Here is a 21,960-nt window from a genome sequence, read left to right on the forward strand (position 1 = left end):
GTCGACAGTACATTTAGAAGCACCTACATTTCTCAAAGCATCGTTAGTTTAATTAATGACAGACCGAATGAAGATACGTGCGACGGGGGCGAGGCAAATGGCTGAGCGGTATTGATACGCGGGTTCAACGGTATCATATTGACCACATAGATTTTTAACTTGCATTTCTACCCGCCCTTTTCGTAGAGTCGCCGATACGTGCTTAGCGCACCCTCGGCGCGTCCGGCAGGCTTTGCGAAATGGGATCCACGAGACTTCGGCGCAGTATCATCTTGCGGGATGCTTCTAATGAGCCTCCCATCCTTCAAAAACAGAATCTCATCGCACTGCCTATCGACCGAATCCAAGATGTGGGATGACATGATGATGCACGTACCAGAATCGGCCAGCTTCCTGAGGATCTCTGAATGCAAGTCCACCCTGCTGGGGTCGAGCGCGTTCATGGGCTCATCTAATAGAAGGTACCGCGCACCCGTCGCATACGCAATCGCCAGGGTAAGCTGCTGCTTCATGCCCTGGCTCAGAGTACGGATCCTCATCTTCGCGAACTCGCCTATCTGCGTTTGTTCCACTATCACTTCGATATCGCGAGCATGTGGCCACATATCGCAAACCATCTTGAGGTGATCTTCCGCACGCAATCCGGGATACAGCAGCGTCCCCTCACCAGGTGCGTAGAAGATCATAGAACGGACCTCTCTTGTACCCGTGCCCTGCGCCTCATCCAGAACGATGCTCCCGTCCACGCGAGGACCCGGCAAACCTGCCATCGCCCGCAGCAACGTCGTCTTTCCATGCCCGTTCGGAGCGACGAGACCGTAGACCGTACCCGGGGCAAACTCAGCGTCCACCGAATCTACGAGTACCTTCTTTCCATAAGAGATCGTCAGCGTTTGAAGGCCAATCATCGAGATCATCCCCTTTCGATCTTTGGAACACTCAGGCGCACCATCAACGGAGATACGGCGCCCAAGACCACCAGCAGAGCGACCGATGCGCCGACGACCTCTCCAAAAGGCATCGCGTTCGTCCCTCGCCCAAGGAACCCAATCGTCCCCACCTGGGAAGCGGGATCAAACGAGGCGAATGGAGCCAGCAGCGCGACGCCCATGCCCGCGCTTTCAACATGAGCGCTCAACGAACCCAACACCAAGAGAACCGCGCAAACCACTCCGGTGACAACGGGGTTGCGGCTAATCGCTGCTGTCAACGCAGCGACGACGGAAATCACGCCGTATGCCATGACCAGCAACGGAATACTGCACAACACCGCCTCCCCCACCATGGACGTTGTCGAAGCTCCCGCCCGAATGAGAGCGACGGGATACTCCGATCCACCCGCACCGTTCTTAATCAAGGACACAACCGCAGCGGGAACCATCGACACCAAAAGCAGCGCCAAGCCAAGCAGGAGAGACAGCGCAACAGCCGTCAGAAAACGCACATGCGCTGTTGCGGGGACTTGGAAAACCAGAAGGGAACGGCACCGCAGGTAGGTGCACGCAAGCGATGTGACAACCACGGGCAACAGCCAAAACAAGGAAGGAAGCGCTGCCTGGAGATAGGAAAGGAGGATTAATGGGGGCATCTTCGTACTTAACTCGTAAACCTTGGGGTCCGGCAAGCTCGCGATCGACTCGAGCAGAAGGGCGCGCGCCTCCGCACGAGAAGGAGTCTCCGGCTCGATTCCGATCGATTGCAGGAGGGTCGCATCTGCCGCGCCCAGCTCGCCTCGAGCGCGCTCGTACGTCGCAAGGCTTCGAAACCCCTCCGCAGGCGTGGGCGCGTACACGAAACCCGAAAGAGCATCTCGCATGCCTTCCAGGGCCGCTTTGCCCTCGACGTCCATATTCGCAACGTCCTGCTCTAGATACCGATCTATTGAACGGAGCTCCCCATCCCTATACCGAACAGCGGAAACGTCACCAGCGTCAGGAAACACCTCGACCAGAGCCGGGGCCAGCATCGCCGTCGACATTGCAATCGCGCATACGGCGAGGGCAGGAGAATGCAGGAGCAGCTTCCCCATCGTTCTTACGTATGCAACGGCGGAGGTACAAGCGCTCGAACGGGCTGTCGTTCTCGATGCGGTGAAGGAACCTCTCTCAAGACAAATCGGGGACATCGGGCGCGCGCAGCCGCTCTTTCCAGCAACGCAAAGCAGGCTAATTGCCAGCACCTCGATCCCGATTGCGCATACGAGGGTAATCGCGCCACGCTCGAAGCAAAGTCCAGGCAGATTCACTATCTGCGTTGTCGGGTACGGGCTATAGGCGCCGACGGTCAACTCAGTGTTCGCATACGTAAGGGGATTCAACAGGGCGAACTCACGTAAAGCGATGGATCTTCCGTAATACCCGGGAACCATCGTCGCCCCCATCAGGGCACATACGAACACGATTCCAAGCGTAGGGTTATTGGCAATCTTCACGGCAAGGTGAACGACGAGCGAGATGAACGCCGCCACCAAGAATTGCAAGATGGCCGTCTGTGCGAACACCAGCCAAGCCGGTTTGATAACCGGAGTCGCATATTGAACGTAGCCTATCGGATAGAACAGCGAGCCCGGGCCATTCTTCACAAGTGCGGCGATTATCCCTGGAAGATTGACGGCGAAGACGGCAAGCATCGCAAAAACACTCGCCCATACGCTCGATGCAACAAGCCTGCCCAGCTCACCCATCGGTGCCTGGATGATGAGTTTTTCACGTTTGTTAAGACGCGCGGCAAGGAACGAGACGGCAACGGCCGTTGCGGCCCATAGCAAGTACTCCTTCGATCCGTCATAAAAGGAGTACGCTCCATCCGATACCTGCAGAAACGGAAGCAGAGGAGAGAGCGGCGCCAAGACAAGACGCCCCGCGGCAAGAGGGTACAGAAGCGCGGGCATGCTTGATGAAGAGGTATAGACGCCCTCCTCCCCCGCATTCACAAGCGCATCCGCATAGGATGCTGACAATTCCTGCTCAACACGGGTTATTCCCGACTCGAGGTATTCAACCCGTCCGTCGATGCCAGCCGCGCTCCTGAAGACGGGCAGAGCACAAAGAACCATCAACGCAACAACGGCAACACAGAGCGACCTGGAGGAGAGGAGCGACCTAAAGATTGCCTTCGAGATTTTGAGCATATTCATCGCCAACCTTAACCTCATCCAGTCGGAACAGAGGGGCCGAACAAAATGCTCGGCCCCTTCTCGCATCTAGTAGGTGCTATAGACAAATTGCCATTTATCAGTTGTGCCAAGAACACCACAGGAACACATTGCAGCGAGGCGGGATTCCCTATGATGCGCGGATCGGCGATAGCCATTTCGGTAGGAGATCGTCTTGTAAGAGATGTTGAACATCGAGATGCTGTGCCCGCTCACGCCGCGAGGACAGCTGTAGCTCCAGTAGGTATCGACGACGTCGTCCGTATACCCGAGGGGCTCAACGAGGGCACACTGGCTGCTCTCCTGGGAAGGAGGCATCGGGGTATCCGCAAAAGCGGGGGCTCCCGGCAGCAACAGACAAAGAGCGAGGCCGAGGAAAACCAAGAGCTTACACGACTTAACAGTACTGAACATAATCCTCTCCAATCTAGAGGGGTTTCGGTTGCAGCATGCTGTGATTACTTGTCGGCAAAATCAATTTAACATAAACTGTTAAAAAGTAACCTGAGGTTTTTAAATTCTTCGGAGGTTATTATGAGTTACGACAATCGCACTCCCCGGCTTCATTCCTTCCGCATCGCATGTGCGATAGCCTCTGCGGCCCTTTGCGTCACCGCCATCGCACAAGTGGCGTTCTCCTTAAAGCCAGCAATCGAAGTGCTCGACAACCCTGTAATTGCAGACTCCCCCGCGTATCCAGCCCTTGCGATCTCGACATTGGCCCCTGCCGTCATCGGTATCGCCACGACCATCCTCAGCGCCGTTCTCGTGTGGACGATCAAGAGCGGAGACCCCTTCAAGAAAGGGTCTGCGACATGCTTGAAGGTGCTCGGCATTCTCTTCGTTGTTCAAGCTGCCACCAGCTTCTACGCCGGCTCACTCGAAACCTCCGTTTCGATGTTTGGCGGCGAGGGGGCCGTCGGCGCCCAAGAGATCGCTTCATCATTCGACTGGACCTCTCTGGTTCTCGGCATCGTCTTGCTCATGCTTTCCCAGCTCTTCTTGTACGCCCGAGAGCTGTACCTCGACTCCGACGAGATTGCGTAAGGAAACGCCATGCCCGTAATTGTTCGCCTCGACAAGATCATGGCCGAGCGAAAGATTTCCTCGAACGAACTTGCCGAAAGGATTGGAACCACGCCCGTGAACCTGTCCCGTATAAAAAAAGGGCATATTCGCGGCATTCGCTTCAACACACTCGAGCAGCTATGCCTCGCCCTTCGTTGCCAACCCGGAGACCTTCTCGAAGTCATGAGCGAAGAGGATGCCCGAAAGGAGTTCGGACTCGATTGGTCCGCCGAGGATTAGGGGGCGGTCGTACTCGCCCTGCACACGGGGATGCGAATCGGCGAGGTCTGCGGCCTTCGGTGGTGCGATGTGGATTTCGAGACGGGCCTGATCTCGATCAGGCACTCGGTGGCGTACGCGAAGGGGATGGGTTCGTTCATCAAGGACACCAAGACCCATGACGCCAGGGGCATCCCCATCGACCCGGTCGGCCTGCTCCCCTTCCTGAAGGAGATCCACGAGATCGACCGCGGGAAGCTGCGCTCGCGCAACCTTACCGGGGCGGTCGAGATCGGGAACTGCTACATCCTGTCGGAGCCGGGCGCGGCCTTCGCGACGGCGAGCTATATCCGCAGGGCGTTCAAGACGTTCTCGGAGACCAACGGCCTCATGGGCACCAACGACGAGCTGATCACGTTCCACGGCCTGCGCCACACGTTCGCCACGCAGTGGATCCGCCAGGGCGGCGATATCAAGGCGCTCCAATCGATCCTCGGGCACAAGGACGCCATGGCGACGCTCAACGTCTACGCCGACATCGAGCCAATCTCCAAAATCCATAACATGCTGCGTGTCTCGCCGTGCCTCTGGCGCGGGTACCTCGGGCCGAGGGTCGATCCGGGACCCATGTTCCAGCAGAGAATCCAGGAGTCCATCGAGACGCTCCAGGCGTTCGGCTACGGCGTCACCGAGCCGGACGACCAAAATATCGTCATACGCGACGTGAAGACGATCAGTCGGCTCTACCCCACCGAGTACGCCGCGGTGCTGGGCCCATCCCAACTGAGGTCACGGTGGTCCGATAGGGGCGCCGCCCGCGGCATGCGCCGCGGAGCGGTATCCCCCACCGAATAGTGGGGGATGCCCCCCGTTTTCAGTTTGGAATCAGCGGTCGGAGGCGTTCGGCTGACTGCGGGAACGGCCTATCCGCTCGATGTGTTCGGCTGAGTTCGGAAATCAACCCAACACGAGCTGGACGCGCGCCAGACGGCTCTTCCCCATGCGGCCTGCCCCCTCACGCTCATGTTGCAGACATGTAACGCCGCAGCAAAGGTGCCCCTTTTGGCGCCAGACAGGTACAATGATGAACACTGTACCGTAGCGGAGCGCCCCCGCGCGCCGCAACCACGCGAAAGGGTTTCCCATGGCCGAGATCTCGTCCTCCCGCATCGTCATCACCGTCCTTGGCAAGAACCGCCCCGGCATCGTCGCCGGCGTCACCCGTGTTCTGGGCGAGGCCAACGTCGACATCCGCGACATCACGCAGTCCATTATCGAGGACATCTTCACCATGACCATGCTGGCCGACACCGCCGAGTCCAAGCTCGACTTCGCCGAGCTGCAGAAGGCCCTGGCCGAGGCAGGCGAGCTTTCGGGCGTCAACGTGTCCATCCAGCGCGAGGACGTCTTTAACTTTATGTACCGCCTGTAGCGAACAAGCCGCTCGGGGCAGCCTGACGTCATATCGTCCAAGCGCGCCGCCCCAAAGCGGCCCGGAGAGGAGCGCGCATGGCCTACGACGCCAAGAAAATCTATTACCGCTTCGATGACCACTTGAGCCGCCTGGTTCTGGATTACGAAGCAAGCCGCCAGATTTCGCCTGAGAGCGAAAACCTCTACCACGGCCTGCCGACCGACCCTTATGACGAGGGCCTGTTTGTCGAGCACAATGTCAAGCGCGGCCTGCGCAATGCCGACGGCTCGGGCGTGGTCGCGGGCCTCACTCGTATCTCGGATGTGCACGGCTACAACAAGGTCGACGGAAAGGTCGTGCCCGATCAGGGCAAGCTCACGCTTCGCGGCTACAGCATCGAGGATCTGGTCAACAATGCCCAGGCCGAGAATCGCTACGGCTACGAGGAAGTCGCCTATCTGCTTATCACGGGTTCGCTGCCCAACAAGGAAGAGCTCGACGGCTTTTGCGAGCGCCTGGGCGCCTTTAGACATCTGAGTGACGAGTACGTTAAAGAGTTCCCTATGACCACGGTGTCTTCGAGCATCATGAACGTGCTCCAGCGCGCCGTACTGTTGCTCTACGCCTTCGATGCCGAACCAGACGTGATCACGCCCGAGCACGAAATCGACGTCGCCATTTCCATGCTTGCACGTCTCCCGCGCATCGCCGCCTTCGCACACATGGCCTCGGTCGCCAAGCTTCGCGGCTCCGAGGTTCACGTGCCACACCCCACGCCCGGCCTTTCCACCGCCGAGACCATCCTGCAGGTCCTGCGCGGCGGCATGGCGTTCACCCGCGATGAGGCGATGCTGCTCGACGTTATGCTCATGCTGCATGCCGAGCACGGCGGCGGCAACAACTCCACCTTCGCCTGCCGCGTGCTGTCGTCTTCGGCCACTGACCCGTATTCCGCCTACGCCGCGGCTATCGGATCGCTCAAGGGCCCGCGCCACGGCGGTGCCAATGCCAAGGTCGTGTCTATGCACGAGGACATCCGCGCGCATGTCTCCAACTGGGAGGACGAGGACGAGGTCGCGGCCTACCTGGGCAAGATCCTCGACAAGCAGGCCTTCGACGGCACGGGCCTCGTCTACGGCATGGGCCACGCCGTCTATACGCTCAGCGACCCGCGCGCCGAGGTATGCCGCCGTTACGCGCGCGCACTTGCCGCCAAGAAGGACTTGGGCGAAGAGTTCGCACTCATCGAGCGCATCGAGCGCCTGGCACCGCAGGTGATGCGCGACCACGGTATGACCAAGCCCATCTGCGCCAACATCGACCTGTACACGGGCTTTATCTACAAGATGCTCGGCGTGCCCGAGACGCTCTTTACGCCGCTGTTCGCCGTCGCCCGCATGGCAGGCTGGTCGGCGCACCGCATGGAAGAGCTCTTCTGCGCGCACCGTATTATTCGCCCGGCCTATCGTCCGGTGATCGAGCCGCTGGAGTACAAGCCACTCGCCGACCGCTAGGACGCGGACCGTTATAGAGCTCGAGCGTGGCCAGGGCATCGCCGCCCTCGGCCACGCTTTTTATGCCAGCAGAAAGGGCTGCATCAAATGATTGTGTTTTCCGATATGGACGGAACGCTGCTGACGAGTGGTAAGCAGATGAGCGACGCCACCTGGGCGATGCTCGACGAGCTTGCGCGCCGCGGCATTGAGTTTGTGCCCTGCACGGGACGTCCACTGTCAGGCGTCTTTGAGCCCATCCTCGCCCATCCCGCCGTGCATTACGCGGTCTGCGCCAATGGTGCCAGCGTCTGGCAGCTCGACGACGATACGCCCACCGATGCCTCACGTGCTACGCGCATTTTGAGCCGACCACTCGACCGCACCATCGCCCACCGCGTCCATAGCATTGCCGCCGGCCATGACGTCACCTTCGATATCTTCGCGGACGGGCAGTGCTTCCTCCCCCGCTCGCTCTACACGCGCCTGGACGAATTCTGCGGCGGCGACCCCCACATCGCGGCTTCGCTCAAGCGCACACGAACACCGATCGACTTGGATGTCGACAGCAAGATCGACGAGGTCGAGACGCTCGAACGCATCGCCATGTACTGGCACGACCCGGCCGATCGCGACGCCATCGCGGCGGCGCTCGACACGCTCGAAGGCATCGAGGTCACGCGTTCGTACGCCATGAATATTGAGGTCATGGGCGAGGGCGCCACCAAGGGAACGGCCCTCACGTGGCTATGCGACCATCTGGGCGAGTCTCTCGCCGACGTCTGGGCGTTCGGCGACAACATCAACGACATTCCCATGCTGCAGGCAGCGGGCCACGGCACGGCCATGATCAACGCCGAGCCTGAGGACCGCGAGGCAGCCGGCGCCATCACCAAATACGACAACGACCACGACGGTGTCGCCCGCACCATCATGGACGCCCTCGCCTAGCAGCAGCAACCCGGCAGCAAAGGAACGTCCCTAACTGCTGGATTAAGCAAGGCTCTCCAGAACACGGCGGAGTTCTTGCTGGACGGCGTGGTCGCGGTTACGACCCACCACGCGATCGGCCACCGCCTTGAGCGCGGGGCGCGCGTTTTCCATCGCGCAACCCGTGCCGACAAAGCGAATGATCTCGTAGTCGTTCATAGAGTCGCCAAACGCCATAACCTCATCGCGCCCAATGCCGTAATGCTCCGCGAGCTGTGCGATGCCCGAAGCCTTCGACACACCGGGCTGCATGGCATCGATCCACGCGTTGCCCGAAGGCGCAAAGGTAAAGAGCTGACCGAGTTCGCGCTGTAGCACGTACGCACTGTCCATAACGACACCGTCGTCGCAAAAGATACTCGCTTTGATGATATTTACGCCGGGATCGGGCAGCTCCCAAATGCGCTCGGCATTGGGGAGGTCCTTATCGACCTCGCGCACGAACTTGCTCTCGTCATCGAGCAGGAAGGACTTGGCTCGGTCAAAGAGCGCAAGATGCAAATTGGGAAACGTCCTAACGGCCTGGGCGAGTTTTCGAATCGCCAGGTGCGAATACACCTCGCGGTCTACCATTTTGCCGTCGGCGTAGACCTGGGCACCGTTAGCTGCGACAAAGTCCATCTTGTCGCGAACGGGCGCAAAGAACTCGCACAGGCGATCGTATCGACGACCTGACGATGCGGCGAAATGCACGCCATGCTCGTGTAGCGCCAGAATCAGTTCGTAGGTCTCGGGAGGCACCTGGCCGTTTTCGTCAAGCAGTGTGCCGTCCATATCGGATGCAATCAGTTTAAACATAGAAAAGCTCCCTTCGGGCTTGTTGGAATCGAACGTGTATCCGATTCCAACGTACCCAAAGGGAGCTCAAATATAAGACGCCGCAGTCATAAACGTTACATAGACCCGGCAAATAGCTCACGCGCGCCAGAGGTCTCACGGTCGCGGCGTCAGGCGACAAGTCAAAGAGTGTCGCAGGCGGCTAGGCGTTTAAGAACGTCCCCAATGACTAGTCGGCGTAGGTGAAGGTTGTAACGTCGAACATGCCCTCGGGGCGGATGCGGAGCGTCGGGATGACCGGCAGGGGCAGGAAGATGATGCCCATGATGGGGTCGAGCGGCGGCTCAATACCCATGGCGCGTGCCTTGACCATAAAGTCGTCGTGCTGCGCGGCGACATCCTCGGCCGTGCCCTCGCTCATCAGGCCGCCGAGCGCCAGAGGAATGCGCGCCACGACCTCGCCGTTGCGCACCAGCACGTGGCCGCCCTGGCCAACAGCCTCGACGGCAGCCATCATATCGGTCGCGTTGTCGCCCACCACGCACACGTTATGCGAGTCGTGGCCGATCGTCGAGGCGATAGCGCCGCCCGTGATGGTAAAGCCGCGCACCCAGCCGCGACCGATGTGCTTGCCAACAAGACCCAGGCCCGCAGGACCATCACCGTCGGCGCCCTCGGCTTGCAGCGACACGCCGCGGCCGTGACGTTCGATCAGCATAATGCGGCGCAGGCCCTCGTCAGTCTCGGGACGAACCATGCCCGTGATAGCCATGCCCGGGATCACATCAATAACCGCCTCGCCCGGCTTAAAGGCATAATCGAACACGTCAAGCGAAAGCTTCGGCAGCTTAACGGAGGCGCGCAGCTCATCGGCAAGGGCCGCAACCTCGGCCATCTCGGGTGCAATCTCGCCCACAAAGGCGCCGTCCTGTGCCACGAGCGCACCGGCGGCATACACGAGATGCGGAGCCGCGACAAACGTCAGGTCGTTGAGCACCAGCAGGTCGGCGCGCTTGCCCGGGGCGATCGCGCCGCGGAGCTCATGCGGGTCACGACAGCCGTGGTCCAGGCCAAATGCCTCAGCCGTGGAAAGGGACGCCATGGAGATAGCGACCACCGGGTCGATGCCGGCCTCGATGGCCACGCGGCAGGCATTGTCGATCATGCCGGTCGAAAGAGCATCGGAGGGAGCGCGGTCGTCGGTCGCAAAGCAGCAGCGGCGGGCGCGGGCAGGGTTCTCCAGCAGCATCGGGGACAAATTAGCCAGGTCGTGGCTGCACGTGCCCTCACGCAGCATCACATACATGCCGCGGGACAGCTTGTCGAGCGCCTCCTCGGGAATCGTCGACTCGTGGTCGGCAATGATGCCTGCCGCGGCATAGGCGTTGAGATCCTTGCCGGCAACGAGCGGGGCGTGACCGTCGACCTGCTTGGACGGCGTCTGGTTGGCAGCGTCGATACGAGCACAGGTCTCGGGATCGGCCATAAAGACGCCCGGCAGGTTCATCATCTCGCCCAGGCCAAAGACATCACCCGGATGCTCGGCAAAAAACGCCTGCATATCGGCGGCCGAAATAACGGCACCGGCCTGCTCATCGGGCAGCGCGGGCACGCACGAAGGCATCATGTACTTGATGGAGATGGGTGCGCGGCGACCATCCTCGATCATAAAGCGCAAGCCGTCGAGACCGGCAACATTGGCAATCTCGTGGCTGTCGGCAATGGCGGTGGTAGTACCGCGCGTCGCGGCCATGCGAGCATACTCGGCGGGACGGATGTTCGAAGACTCGATATGCAGGTGCCCGTCAATAAAGCCGGGAGCAAGATAGCGGCCCTGGCAGTCGATAACCTCGGTCGCCTCGTAGGTGCCGGCGGCATCGTCGCGACCGTCGTAGAGCACGCCGACGATTACGCCATCCTTGACGGCAACGCTACCGGGTGCCACGCGCTGGCCATATACGTCGACAATCTGCGCATTGGTAAACAGCGTGTCGACGGGCACGCGACCCTCGGCAGCGTCGATCACAGACCTCATGACCTCAACGGACATACATACTCCTTTAACCGTAGAAAAAAGCTGCAGGGCGGACAGACCTTCACCGCAGCAAACCAATAGCCATTGTATGCCCAAACGATGGGACAGCAATACACCCCCTGCAAATGACGAGAGCGGATAATCTCCCACTTTGAGCCCACAAACAGGCCAAAAACGGAAGATTATCCACTCTCATTCTGTGAGGTTAACTTACTCGTTAGACCAACTTAAATCCTTTGCGCTTGCCTACGGAGAGGATGTCGCCCAGCTTGAGGGCGCTGGGGTCGATGTTGTAGCTCTTGGGAGCCACGGCCTCGCCGTTGATCTTGACGCCGCCGCCGTCGATATCGCGGCGGGCCTGGCCGGCGCTGGCCGAAAGACCCAGGTCCTTGAGCAGGCCAGCGAGGTAGATCTGGCCCTCGTCGTTGACGGTCAGCTCAACGTGCTTCTCGGGGAAGTCGGCAAGCTGCCCCTCCTTGAACACGCGGTCGAACTCGGCCTGAGCCTCGTCGCCGGCACCGGCGCCGTGGTAGGTGTCGCACAGGTCGCGGCCAAGAGCGCGCTTGAGCTCGTAGGGGTCGGCAGAGCCATCGGCCAGAGCAGCATCGATCTTGTCGACCTCGGCCGGGGTGAGCGAACTGGCCAGACGATAGTACTTGCCAATCATCTCGTCGGGGATGGACATGGTCTTGCCGAACATATCCTTGGGAGCATCGGTCAGGCCGATGTAGTTGCCATAGGACTTGGACATCTTGCGCACGCCGTCGGTGCCCTCGAGCAGCGGCATGGTAAGCGCGATCTGCGGCTCCATGCCCATCTTCTCCATGAGCTCGCGGCCAGCGAGCAGGTTGAAGAGCTGATCGGTGCCACCCATCTCCACGTCGGCCTTAATCTGAACGGAGTCGAAAGCCTGCATCACGGGGTACAGAAACTCGTGCAGGGCGATCGGCGTCTGGGACTGGTAACGCTTGGTAAAGTCGTCGCGCTCAAGGATGCGGGCGACGGTAAACTTGGAGCACACCTGCAGCAGGCCGGCCAGATCCATCGAAAGGATCCAATCGCCGTTGTGCACGATGGTGGTCTTCTCGGGGTCCAGGATCTTCATGGCCTGGCTCACATAGGTCTCGGCGTTGGCCTCGATCTGCTCCTGCGAAAGCTGCGGACGCGTGGAGTTCTTGCCCGAGGGGTCGCCGATCAGCGCGGTGCCGTTGCCGATGATAAGGGTAACGTTGTGGCCCAGGTCCTGGAACTGGCGCATCTTGCGCAGCGGCACGGCATGGCCCAGGTGCAGATCGGGGCTGGTGGGGTCGACGCCAAGCTTGATGTTGAGGGGCTCGCCCTTCTCAAGCTTCTTGCGAAGGTCGGCCTCGGGGACGATCTTCGCAGCGCCCGAGGTGATGATACGCATTTGCTCGTCAACAGACAGCATTGGGTATCCTCCTTTTGCTATAGCACCCTCACCGGATACGGCGGTGCTGGAAGTTCATAAACTCACTTATGATAACCAAAACGGCGCGACGCGGCACCTATGACAGGAAAATCCTCGTCCTGCCGCGTGCATCGATGGCAACTGGCAAACGCGTGCCATCCCGCTCAACCAGATAGCGCGCCTGTCGACGACGCATGCAATCGTGACAACATGCCCCGGCTTGCGCCGCATCGGTGGCGCAAGCCCCCTCGGCGGTCAGCAGGCAGTGCTCGCACACCATGAGCTCGGTGCGGTCGGCATCGACGGGGCCCAGAACACCAGGTTCGGCCGTCAGTTCGGCAATACGTTCCGCATCATTGCCGAGCAACTCGGCCGGCAAGTACACCCGACCCGCGCCGAGCCCACGTAGCCAGGCAAGCGTAGTCCGGTTCGCACAGAACACCGGCGCCGCCACGTCAAACGTCACGCCCAGCTCTCGAGCGATCACCACCTGTCCCAGGTTGCGGCAGACGACGCGCCCGGCACGCTGCATCAGTGAGCGGGTCCGGTCAGCGTCACCCGTGCGGTACACTTCGTCGAGCACCACAACGGCGTCGGACAAATCGAGTTCTCCGCGCGGGTCGGCATCCATCAGCTGCCAAGCAAAAACCATGCGAGCGGGAACCGCGCACTCCACCAACTCCGTCGACGCACCGCCATCCACCGCAACGTCCTCAAAGGGCAGTACCTCAACAGCACGCGCAACGGGCGCAATCGCATCTGCCTCGGCCCGCATGCGCTCCAACGCCGCCGCCGTCTGATCCAACACGCCGGCGCTGCGAATCAGGTACACCTCGCAGCCCGTGTCCACCTTACGCTTGCAATGCACGACAACGCGTTCCCCCACCGCGGCACTCACCGGGCAGGGCACCTGCGGCCAGCGCTTGGGCACATCGGGACGCGCGTCGACACCCGGATAGAACCGAATCTCGAGCGTGTCACCCGCCGCCACGGCGGCGTCGAGCTCAACGGCCACCTCTTCATGGCCCACAGCGACCAAGCGCCCCACGCGCACGCCCTGGTTGATTGCACGCTCAAAGCTCATAAGCTCGGCGCCCGAACGCCCTCGCAGGTACGCATCGGTAAACCCACGGTTAAACGACCTTCCCAGCTCGCGTTCAAGCGCCGGCACCGCATTGGCATCCCACGTGCCGTCGCGCAGCATATCGAGCGCGTGACGCCACGCCCTCACCACGTTAAAGACATAGTCGGGATTCTTCATGCGACCCTCGATCTTGAGCGACGCCACGCCGGCGGCAACAAGCTCGGGCAGGTGCGCAATGCCCAGGTAATCACGCGGGCACAGCAGACGGTCCCCCTCAACGGCGACGACGCTCTCCCCCGCCTCGTCCACTAGGTCGTACGCCAGGCGGCACGGCTGTGTGCAGTCCCCGCGCATCGCCGAGCGCCCGCGTCTCAGGGCTGAGAACTCACAAGCACCCGAGTAGCCAATGCAGATGGCCCCGTGGCAGAACACCTCGATAGGCACGCCCGTACCGCACAAGGAGGCAATCTCGTCGACCGTCAGCTCGCGTGCCGTCGTCACGCGCTCGACCCCCAGCTCATCGGCGGCAAGCCGCACGGCGCCTTCGCTATGAACGCCCGCCTGCGTGGACAGGTGAATCTCGACGCCGGGAATCGCCGCACGCAGCGCGCACGCCAATCCGGCATCGGCAACAATCAGGGCATCGGCGCCCAGCTCCAGTGCATGAGCTCCCAACGCCACCGCGTCGGACAACTCATCGTCAAACACGAACACGTTGAGCGTCACGTACACACGCACGCCATGGGCATGCGCCACGGCACAACCGCGCGCAAACTCGTCATCCGTAAAGCCATGGGCGCTCACACGGGCGTTAAAGTCGCCCAACCCCGCATAGATGGCATCGGCGCCCGCGGCGATGGCCGCAAGCATCTGGTCGAGTCCGCCCGCCGGCGCCAGCAGCTCGGGCAGCGCCGCACCGGCAGCATCCAATCCAGTCTCGTATTGTCCGCTCGGCCCCATCGTCCGAATCGCCATCGGCAAACTCCTCACCAAGGTATGCATTCACTCTGAAAAATGCCGTCTTCCAGCATACACGAGGCCTCGCGCGCCCCGTTTGGTTTATCGTGTAATAACTTATGTCCATCCTGCCCCGACGGCACATCCACCGTCCGGCACGACATACCTGGAGGTCAATATATGGGTCCTCGCCAACGACAGGGACGCAGCCGTTCAAAGACGCATGCCCTGCCCATAATCCTGCTCTCGTTTTTGGGCTTTCTGCTTATCGCGGGCGTGGCATTTGGCATCGGCATGGTCGGCAACGTCAACCGCTGGCTGTCCGATCTGCCCGACTACACCGACGCCAACGCGTATCTGGTGAGCGAGCCCACCGAGATCGTCGACTGCAACGGCAACAAGATCGCGAGCTTCTACACGCAAAACCGCAAGTCCATCACCAAGGACGAGGTCTCCCCCTACGTGCTGCAGGGCACCGTTGACGTCGAGGACGAGCGCTTCTACGAGCACGGCGGTATCGACCTGTGGGGTATCGCGCGTGCTGCGGTGGCAACCCTCGGCGGCGGGCACGAAGGCGCCTCGACTATCACCCAGCAGCTGGTGCGCAACACCATCCTGCAGGAGGAGCAGTTCGACTCGACCATCGAGCGTAAGGTGCGCGAGGCCTACATCGCCGTCAAGATGGAGGACATGTACTCCAAAGACGAGATCCTCATGATGTACCTCAACACCATCTATTACGGCCACGGCGCCTACGGCATCGAGGCCGCAGCCGAGACCTATCTGTCCAAGAGCGCCGCCGACCTCACCCTCAGCGAGGCCGCGCTGCTCATCGGCCTTCCCAACTCGCCCTCGCAGTACGACCCCACGGTCAACCCCGACCTGGCGCTGTCCCGTCGCAACAAGGTCCTTGACAACATGTTGCGCCTGGGCCACATCACGCAGGAGGAGCACGATGCCGCACAGGCCGAGCCCATCACCCTCAACGTGACCGAGATTTCGGGCAGCGGCGTCGACATATACTCGCAGCCCTACTTTGTCGCCTATGTTAAGCAGCTGCTGGAGCAGGAGTTCTCGACCGACGTGCTCTTTAAGGGCGGCCTGACCGTCAAGACCACCATCGACCCCACCATGCAACAGGTGGCCGAGGAGGCTGTGCGCTCGCAGCTCGACACGCTTTCGCTCGACGGCCTGGACATGGGCATGGTCGTCGTAGACCCCAAGACCGGCTACATCAAGTGCATGGTGGGCGGCTACGACTACAACGCCGACGAGAATCACGTGAACCACGCTACGGCAAAGCGCCCCGTAGGCTCCACGTTTAAGGCCTTTACGCTGGCAACTGCCATCCAAAACGGTATGAACCCCAACGTCACCCTCAACTGCAACTCGCCTCTTACAGCCAAGGGCACTACGACCAAGGTGCAAAACTATGCCAACCAGAGCTATGGCAACATCACGCTTAAGCAGGCAACGGCGTACTCATCCAACACCGGCTACATTCAGGTGGCAGAAGCCATCGGCAACAACAAGATCATGTCGCTCGTCAAAAAGCTCGGCATCGATCCCGCCAAGGACAATATCGAGGACGTTCCCGTCATGACGCTCGGCACCGGGTCCATCTCGCCGCTCGAGATGGCATCGGCCTACGCCACTTTTGCCAACGGCGGCCATTATCGCCAGCCGATCGCCATCACCGAGATCGACTCGCGTACCGGCTCGGTTCTGTACCAGCACACCGACAATCCCACGCAGGTGCTCACCGAAGGCGAGGCTGCCGCGGTTACCGACGTTCTATCCGGCGTCATGCAGGGCAGTGGCACGGGTGCCGCCGGCGCGCTGAGCGTCAACCAGCCCTATGCCGGCAAGACAGGTACCACTGACAACACCACCAACCTGTGGTTCTGCGGCTACACGCCGCAACTGGCATGCGCCCTGTGGACCGGTTATTCCGCAGGCGAGATTCCCATCCAAAAGTACGGTACGGACCTGCTGGGCGACAGCACCAACCTGCCCGTCTTTAAGAAGTTCATGAACACTGTTTTGGCTGGAACCGAGCGCGAGGAGTTCCCGACCGGAACGGCCCCCACGTACAAGAACAATAACGTCTGGAAGTTCTACGGCACCAACAACACCAAGAAGACGGAAAGCGACGAGGACGAAGACAAGGACGAAGAGGAAACCACCACCACGACGACCACAACGACCACGACCACCGAGACCACAGGCGGCGACACCACCGGCGGCACCGGTACGACCGGTGGCTCGACGGGCGGCTCCACTGGTGGTTCGACCGGCGGCGATGGCGGCACGCCTACGCCTACGCCCACTCCCGACCCCTCGCCCACGCCCACTCCCGACCCCTCGCCCACGCCTGACGATACGGTCGGCTAGAAATCATCCGGCCATAAGCAACAAGGCCCCCGAGCAGCTTATTAAACTGCTCGGGGGCCTTTTAGTTTAAAGCGACCTGGTGGGCGGTCTTTATGCCTGCAAACAAAAAAGGGGGTACCGACCAACGTCGATACCCCTTACAAGCCACTATGTCAGCGCACGCAGGGCCAAGCGCACGACCCGCACGCCTACTTGCGAGAATTGCTCAGCTTATTGATCAGCGCCTCGAGACGCTCGCCGTCCTCGGCCGTCTGGGCAATAACCAAAATCGTATCGTTGCCGGCAAGCGAGCCAAGCACATCGGGCAATTCTGCCGCATCAACGGCGGCGGCGATGCCGGAAGCCGTGCCAGGCTGAGCCTTGATCATAACCAGATTATCGGTGCGCAGAACGCCCGTTACGAGCTCGGAAACCATACGCTGCAGGTGCAGGTCCTCTGCCAGAACATAGATGCCCTCAGGGAGCTTACGCAGCCCCATATCGGCAATATCGCGAGAGACAGTCGCCTGCGTGCAATCAAAGCCCATAGCGCGGAGCTCATCGACCAGCACGCGCTGCGTGCGGACGTCCTTATTGCGCACAATATCTCTAATGGCATCCTGGCGCCCATTGCGTTTTTTAGCCATACAAACCTCACTCCAAAAGATGGCGGAGACAATCAATCAATGATTGAATAGTTTAACGCTATTTGAAGGCTTTTGTGTATAAGAACGCATTTCGAAACAATTCTATGCAAGTTTGTTTCGTAATGAGCCATTTAGGCGGTTTTTGCGCCCGTCCGGTTAAGAAAAGCTGCCAGATGCGTACACATCACGCAGCGCGCGGGCTTGGCGCTGGCGATCGGCCCAAACAACAGACCGAGCCCCCGATGGTTATCCTTGAGCGCGGCGACCATCTGACGGGTTCGAGGCGCCTCGAGCATATCACGCATACGGGCGGAGCGCTCAATTGATGACACCCCATGCGGGCTCAGACACAAATTCTCGATGCAGGCGACCAGTCCGGCAAAGTAGAACTTCTGGCTTGCCAGCATGAGCCAACCACCGCTATCTGCTTCCGAGAGTGAGTCCGCAAGCTCATCGAGCGCTCGGGTGTCATCGGATACCTTGGCATACATGGTGGGATCAAAGGCATCTGTAAGCTTAGGCGCCGCCGCGTGGAAACAAGCGTCGCCGCATCCGGAGACGCGCTGTGCCTGCGAGAGCGCACACGCCATAAACCCAACAGTGCGAAACGTCTTATCGCACAAAAGGCATGCTTCAAACAGCGGACGGGTGTACATCACGCCAGAGACTTGAGCAACCAGGCCGCCTAAAATCAACTGAGGCAGCCCGGCCACCATCGAAGATTCGCTATCAATGGAAATATGAGTAGCATCCAAGACGCGCGAATGGCGCTCTCGATGTGCATCATAGCGGTCGAGCGACACCGTGGGGAAGACTATGTCTGCCGCAGTATTGCACGCGATATCGACCATCTTGGAAAGGGCGTGCGGAGCAAACCACTCATCGGCGTTCATGGCGATGATTTGAGAGCCGCGCGAGGCATCAAAACCGGCACGAAGACAAGCGCCGCGCTTAGCGTCCTCGACGTCAATCAAATCAATATGGATGTCCCTGTCGGCAGCAACTTGAAGCGAATGGCGCACACCGGGCGCAGCATCGCGGCAGACAACGACAATCTGCAAATCATAGAGGTCTTGGTTCTGGATACTCTCGAGCGCACGCATCGCATAGGTGGGCGAACCTTCTACCACAAGGATCACCGAAAGTCGCGGATGCGAGCCACGTCGAACCAAGTTATCCGTCCTCTCGACAGCAGTGAATCAAACTGTCGTTCATGGTACACCCCGGCAATAAAAGCAATGAGACACCGGTTGTATTGCACGCCAAGAACAGATGTTGCACACGCGCAGCCCACAGATGGCAGGTGTCGACGCACGACGCGTCGAGCCCTCCCCTAGTCGAGCACGACAAGCTCGGCGGGATCGTAATCCACGCCCATAAACGTAAGGCCGCAGGCAGGAGCCGTGGGGCCCGCAGCGGTACGGTCGCAAGCATCGATGACCTCACGCATCCACCCAGGTTCATGGCGATGCACACCAATCTCGACAAGCGTGCCCACGATCGTACGGACCATCGAATGCAGAAACGCATTGCCCTCGATGGTGAACGTCAGGATGTCCTCGCCAAACGCAACCTCATGGCCAAACTCGGCACGCATCACGCAGCGATGCGTGGGCTTGCCAACAGCCGAGGCAACCTTGCAAAAGCTTTTGAAGTCCTGCTCGCCCAGCAGCGCGGGGCAGGCAGCAGACATAGCCTCAACATCCAAGGGATAGCGATGCCACCACACGGCACCGCGGGACAGCACGGGGCGCGCATCTCGATCGGCAATACGGTACGTATACGTACGGGAACGCGCGTCAAAACGTGCAGAAAAGCCTTTACGGGCCTTGTAGACCTCGTTTATGGCGATATCTTTGGGCAGCAGGGCATCCATAGCCCGCAGCCACCTACGGCGCGTACACGCGAGCTCAGCGTCCGTTACGGGCACGCTGATGTACTGAGCCACGGCATGCACGCCGGCATCGGTACGCCCCGCGCATGTCAGATCGATCGGGCGGCGAAGCAGCGTCTCGATGGCTCGACGCAGCTCACCCGCAACCGTCGTCTGTCCCGGCTGCTCGGCAAACCCGCTATACGACGAGCCGTCATAGGCGACGCGGAATACAAGGGTGGCGTCAAGCTCAAGAATCGAATTGAAATCAGACGGCGCAGTCATGGGCGCTCCCAACAAACAAGCAACGGTATCGCGACAAAAAAAGAGGGGTACGCGAACGTACCCCTCGAATATAGCCTATGCAGACGGAATGTCTACTCAGCGGTCTCCTCGACAGCCTCGACCTTCTTGGGAGCAGCGGCCTTCTTGGGGGCCGGAGCAGCCTTCTTAGCCTTAGGCGTGCAAGGCTCGGTGACGAGCTCCATGATAACGATGGGAGCGTTGTCGCCCTTGCGGTTACCGAGCTTCATGATGCGGGTGTAACCGCCGTTGCGGTCCTGCCACATGCCCTGGGCAGCCTTGTCGAAGATCTCGGCAACGAGCTGCTTATCGCCGAGCTTGGCGATAGCCAGACGACGAGAGTGCAGGTCGCCCTTCTTGGCCCAAGTGATGATCGGGTCGACGACCGAACGCAGCGCCTTAGCGCGGGTCTCGGTGGTCTTGATGCGGTCGTTCTCGAAGAGGGCCTTAGCAAGGCTCTTCTTCATGGCCTTGGTGTGGCTCGCATCGGTGCCGAGCTTCAGGCCCTTCTTAACGTTGTGACGCATGGTCTAGTTTCTCCTCAAATATGCGAAGCATTAAGCCTTCAGGCTCAGGCCCATGGACTCAAGCTTGTCCTTCACTTCCTCGATCGACTTAACACCGAAGTTACGGATGTTGAGCAGATCGTTCTCCGAGAACTCAACGAGCTGACGGACCGAGTGAATGCTGGCGCGCTTAAGGCAGTTGTAGGAACGGACGGAAAGGTCCAGATCCTCGATCTGCTTGTCCAGCTCGGCGTTGTCGTTGGTGACCTCGGGAGCGAAGATCGAAGCCTCCTCCTCGACCTCGGGGGTCTCGGCAAGGTTCATAAAGGCGGCCATATGCTGGTTGATGATATTGGCAGCCTGGACCACGGCGTCGCGCGGGGCGATGGAACCGTTGGTCTCGATCTCGAGGACAAGGCGGTCGTAGTCGGTGTGCTGACCGACACGGCAAGCCTCAACGAGCTTGGCGCAACGGGAAACCGGCGAGTACAGCGAGTCGACGTGGATCACACCGATGGGATCGTTGTCGCGCTGGTTAGCCTCGCCAGAGACATAGCCGCGGCCATAGCCGATGCGCATGCTCATGGTGAGATGGCCACCCTCGGTGAGCGTAGCAATGTGCTGCTCGGGGTTGACCAGCTCAAACTCGGACGGAATAAAGAAGTCCGCACCGGTGACCTCGCAGGGGCCGTCAACCGAGATGGTGGCGGTCGCCTCGTCGGTCGTGCCGAGAGCCCTGAAGACAAGACCCTTGACATTCAGGACGATGTCGGTGACATCCTCGACCATGTTAGGGATGGTCATGAACTCGTGCTGCGCACCATCGATCTGAATAGCCTCGACGGCGGCACCCTCGAGCGAGGACAGAAGAACGCGACGAAGGGAGTTACCCAGCGTATCGCCGTAGCCACGCTCGAGCGGCTCGACGGAGACACGAGCAGACGTCTCGTTGATCTCTTCGACCTGAACCTGAGGCCTAATGAATTCTGACATGTATTACCTCCAGCCTCAGCAGCCCGGATGGACTACTTAGAGTAGAGCTCGACGATGAGCTGCTCGTTGATATCACCGCTGATCTGCTCACGCGTCGGCAGAGCGAGCACGTTACCAGACAGCTTCTCGATATCGACCTCGAGCCAGCCAGGGACCTCAAAGCGCTCGGAGGAAATCAGGGCCTCCTTGATGGGGAGGAGGTCACGGAACTTCTCGCCGACAGCGACGACGTCGCCGGCCTTGACGCGGTAGGACGGGATGTCCACGCGCTTGCCGTTCACGGTGAAGTGACCGTGACGGACGGACTGACGAGCCTCTTTGCGGGTGCGGGCGAAGCCAAGACGGAAGACGACGTTGTCGAGGCGAGACTCAAGGATAATCATGAGGTTCTCACCGGTGACGCCGTTCATCTTACGGGCCTTGTTGAAGTAGCCGTGGAACTGCTTCTCCAGAACGCCATAGATGAACTTGACCTTCTGCTTCTCGCGCAGCTGCATGCCGTACTCAGATTCCTTGCGACGGCGCTTGGGCTGACGGATAGATTCCTTCTTGCTGCTGTAACCGAGCTCAGCGGGATCGATCCCGAGCTGACGGCAGCGCTTAAGAACAGGAGTCCTGTCGATTGCCATATTGATACGATCCTTT

Annotated in this window: 19 protein-coding genes; 7 read left to right on the forward strand and 12 right to left on the reverse strand. The window is 60.2% G+C overall.

Features of this window, described 5'->3' with window-relative positions:
* Positions 1–167: 167 nt before the first annotated feature.
* Together DXD94_RS02995 and DXD94_RS03000 are read right to left on the reverse strand one after the other, a co-directional pair.
* On the reverse strand, positions 168–917 hold the full coding sequence (locus DXD94_RS02995; protein ID WP_117743531.1) for an ATP-binding cassette domain-containing protein: 750 nt from the start codon (positions 915–917) through the stop codon (positions 168–170).
* Complete coding sequence (locus DXD94_RS03000) at positions 914–3,136, reverse strand: hypothetical protein (RefSeq protein WP_117743532.1); 2,223 nt, start codon at positions 3,134–3,136, stop codon at positions 914–916. Before DXD94_RS03000 ends, DXD94_RS02995 begins: the two co-directional genes overlap by 4 nt.
* Before the next feature lie 552 nt (positions 3,137–3,688).
* Between DXD94_RS03000 and DXD94_RS09555 the strand changes: the two genes are divergently transcribed.
* From DXD94_RS09555 to DXD94_RS03040, 6 genes are all read left to right on the forward strand, one after another.
* Positions 3,689–4,201: a DUF2975 domain-containing protein gene (locus DXD94_RS09555; RefSeq protein ID WP_118405657.1), complete on the forward strand. Its 513-nt coding sequence runs from the start codon at positions 3,689–3,691 to the stop codon at positions 4,199–4,201.
* Positions 4,202–4,210: 9 nt separating this feature from the next.
* On the forward strand, positions 4,211–4,462 hold the full coding sequence (locus tag DXD94_RS03020; RefSeq protein ID WP_006235292.1) for a helix-turn-helix transcriptional regulator: 252 nt from the start codon (positions 4,211–4,213) through the stop codon (positions 4,460–4,462).
* A gap of 18 nt (positions 4,463–4,480) precedes the next feature.
* Complete coding sequence (locus DXD94_RS03025; RefSeq protein ID WP_255415019.1) at positions 4,481–5,296, forward strand: site-specific integrase; 816 nt, start codon at positions 4,481–4,483, stop codon at positions 5,294–5,296.
* A gap of 289 nt (positions 5,297–5,585) precedes the next feature.
* Complete coding sequence (locus DXD94_RS03030) at positions 5,586–5,873, forward strand: ACT domain-containing protein (protein ID WP_006235289.1); 288 nt, start codon at positions 5,586–5,588, stop codon at positions 5,871–5,873.
* A gap of 77 nt (positions 5,874–5,950) precedes the next feature.
* Positions 5,951–7,369, forward strand: coding sequence for a citrate synthase (locus tag DXD94_RS03035; protein WP_117763192.1), 1,419 nt, complete (start codon positions 5,951–5,953; stop codon positions 7,367–7,369).
* A gap of 87 nt (positions 7,370–7,456) precedes the next feature.
* Complete coding sequence (locus tag DXD94_RS03040) at positions 7,457–8,299, forward strand: Cof-type HAD-IIB family hydrolase (protein ID WP_117763193.1); 843 nt, start codon at positions 7,457–7,459, stop codon at positions 8,297–8,299.
* 42 nt (positions 8,300–8,341) lie between these two features.
* Here DXD94_RS03040 and DXD94_RS03045 read toward each other — a convergent pair whose 3' ends face one another.
* The 4 genes from DXD94_RS03045 to DXD94_RS03060 all read right to left on the reverse strand — a co-directional run bounded on the left by DXD94_RS03045 (position 8,342) and on the right by DXD94_RS03060 (position 14,638).
* The gene (locus DXD94_RS03045; protein WP_117763194.1) at positions 8,342–9,136 is read right to left on the reverse strand and encodes a Cof-type HAD-IIB family hydrolase; all 795 of its coding nucleotides are present in this window, start codon (positions 9,134–9,136) and stop codon (positions 8,342–8,344) included.
* A gap of 208 nt (positions 9,137–9,344) precedes the next feature.
* A complete protein-coding gene (locus tag DXD94_RS03050) occupies positions 9,345–11,165 on the reverse strand; it encodes an adenine deaminase (RefSeq protein ID WP_117763195.1) in 1,821 nt (606 codons plus the stop codon).
* Positions 11,166–11,367: 202 nt separating this feature from the next.
* Positions 11,368–12,579, reverse strand: a complete 1,212-nt coding sequence (gene tyrS / locus DXD94_RS03055; protein WP_117763196.1) for a tyrosine--tRNA ligase — start codon at positions 12,577–12,579, stop codon at positions 11,368–11,370.
* 97 nt (positions 12,580–12,676) lie between these two features.
* Entirely contained in the window at positions 12,677–14,638 is a 1,962-nt protein-coding gene (locus tag DXD94_RS03060) for a U32 family peptidase (protein ID WP_158564783.1), read from the reverse strand.
* Positions 14,639–14,800: 162 nt separating this feature from the next.
* Between DXD94_RS03060 and DXD94_RS03065 the strand changes: the two genes are divergently transcribed.
* Complete coding sequence (locus DXD94_RS03065; protein WP_117763198.1) at positions 14,801–17,014, forward strand: transglycosylase domain-containing protein; 2,214 nt, start codon at positions 14,801–14,803, stop codon at positions 17,012–17,014.
* A 188-nt stretch (positions 17,015–17,202) separates the two neighbouring features.
* Here DXD94_RS03065 and DXD94_RS03070 read toward each other — a convergent pair whose 3' ends face one another.
* The 6 genes from DXD94_RS03070 to rpsD all read right to left on the reverse strand — a co-directional run bounded on the left by DXD94_RS03070 (position 17,203) and on the right by rpsD (position 21,944).
* Positions 17,203–17,640, reverse strand: a complete 438-nt coding sequence (locus DXD94_RS03070; protein ID WP_006235280.1) for an arginine repressor — start codon at positions 17,638–17,640, stop codon at positions 17,203–17,205.
* A gap of 131 nt (positions 17,641–17,771) precedes the next feature.
* Positions 17,772–18,770: a glycosyltransferase gene (locus DXD94_RS03075; protein ID WP_147347119.1), complete on the reverse strand. Its 999-nt coding sequence runs from the start codon at positions 18,768–18,770 to the stop codon at positions 17,772–17,774.
* A gap of 203 nt (positions 18,771–18,973) precedes the next feature.
* A complete protein-coding gene (gene truA / locus DXD94_RS03080; protein WP_117734361.1) occupies positions 18,974–19,798 on the reverse strand; it encodes a tRNA pseudouridine(38-40) synthase TruA in 825 nt (274 codons plus the stop codon).
* A gap of 92 nt (positions 19,799–19,890) precedes the next feature.
* The gene (gene rplQ / locus DXD94_RS03085; protein WP_117734360.1) at positions 19,891–20,343 is read right to left on the reverse strand and encodes a 50S ribosomal protein L17; all 453 of its coding nucleotides are present in this window, start codon (positions 20,341–20,343) and stop codon (positions 19,891–19,893) included.
* Between the two features lie 30 nt (positions 20,344–20,373).
* A complete protein-coding gene (locus tag DXD94_RS03090) occupies positions 20,374–21,315 on the reverse strand; it encodes a DNA-directed RNA polymerase subunit alpha (RefSeq protein ID WP_117734359.1) in 942 nt (313 codons plus the stop codon).
* A gap of 32 nt (positions 21,316–21,347) precedes the next feature.
* Positions 21,348–21,944, reverse strand: coding sequence for a 30S ribosomal protein S4 (gene rpsD / locus DXD94_RS03095; protein WP_006235275.1), 597 nt, complete (start codon positions 21,942–21,944; stop codon positions 21,348–21,350).
* Positions 21,945–21,960: the final 16 nt, after the last annotated feature.

Source organism: Collinsella sp. TM10-22, from assembly GCF_003466125.1.
Taxonomy (GTDB): Bacteria; Actinomycetota; Coriobacteriia; order Coriobacteriales; family Coriobacteriaceae; genus Collinsella.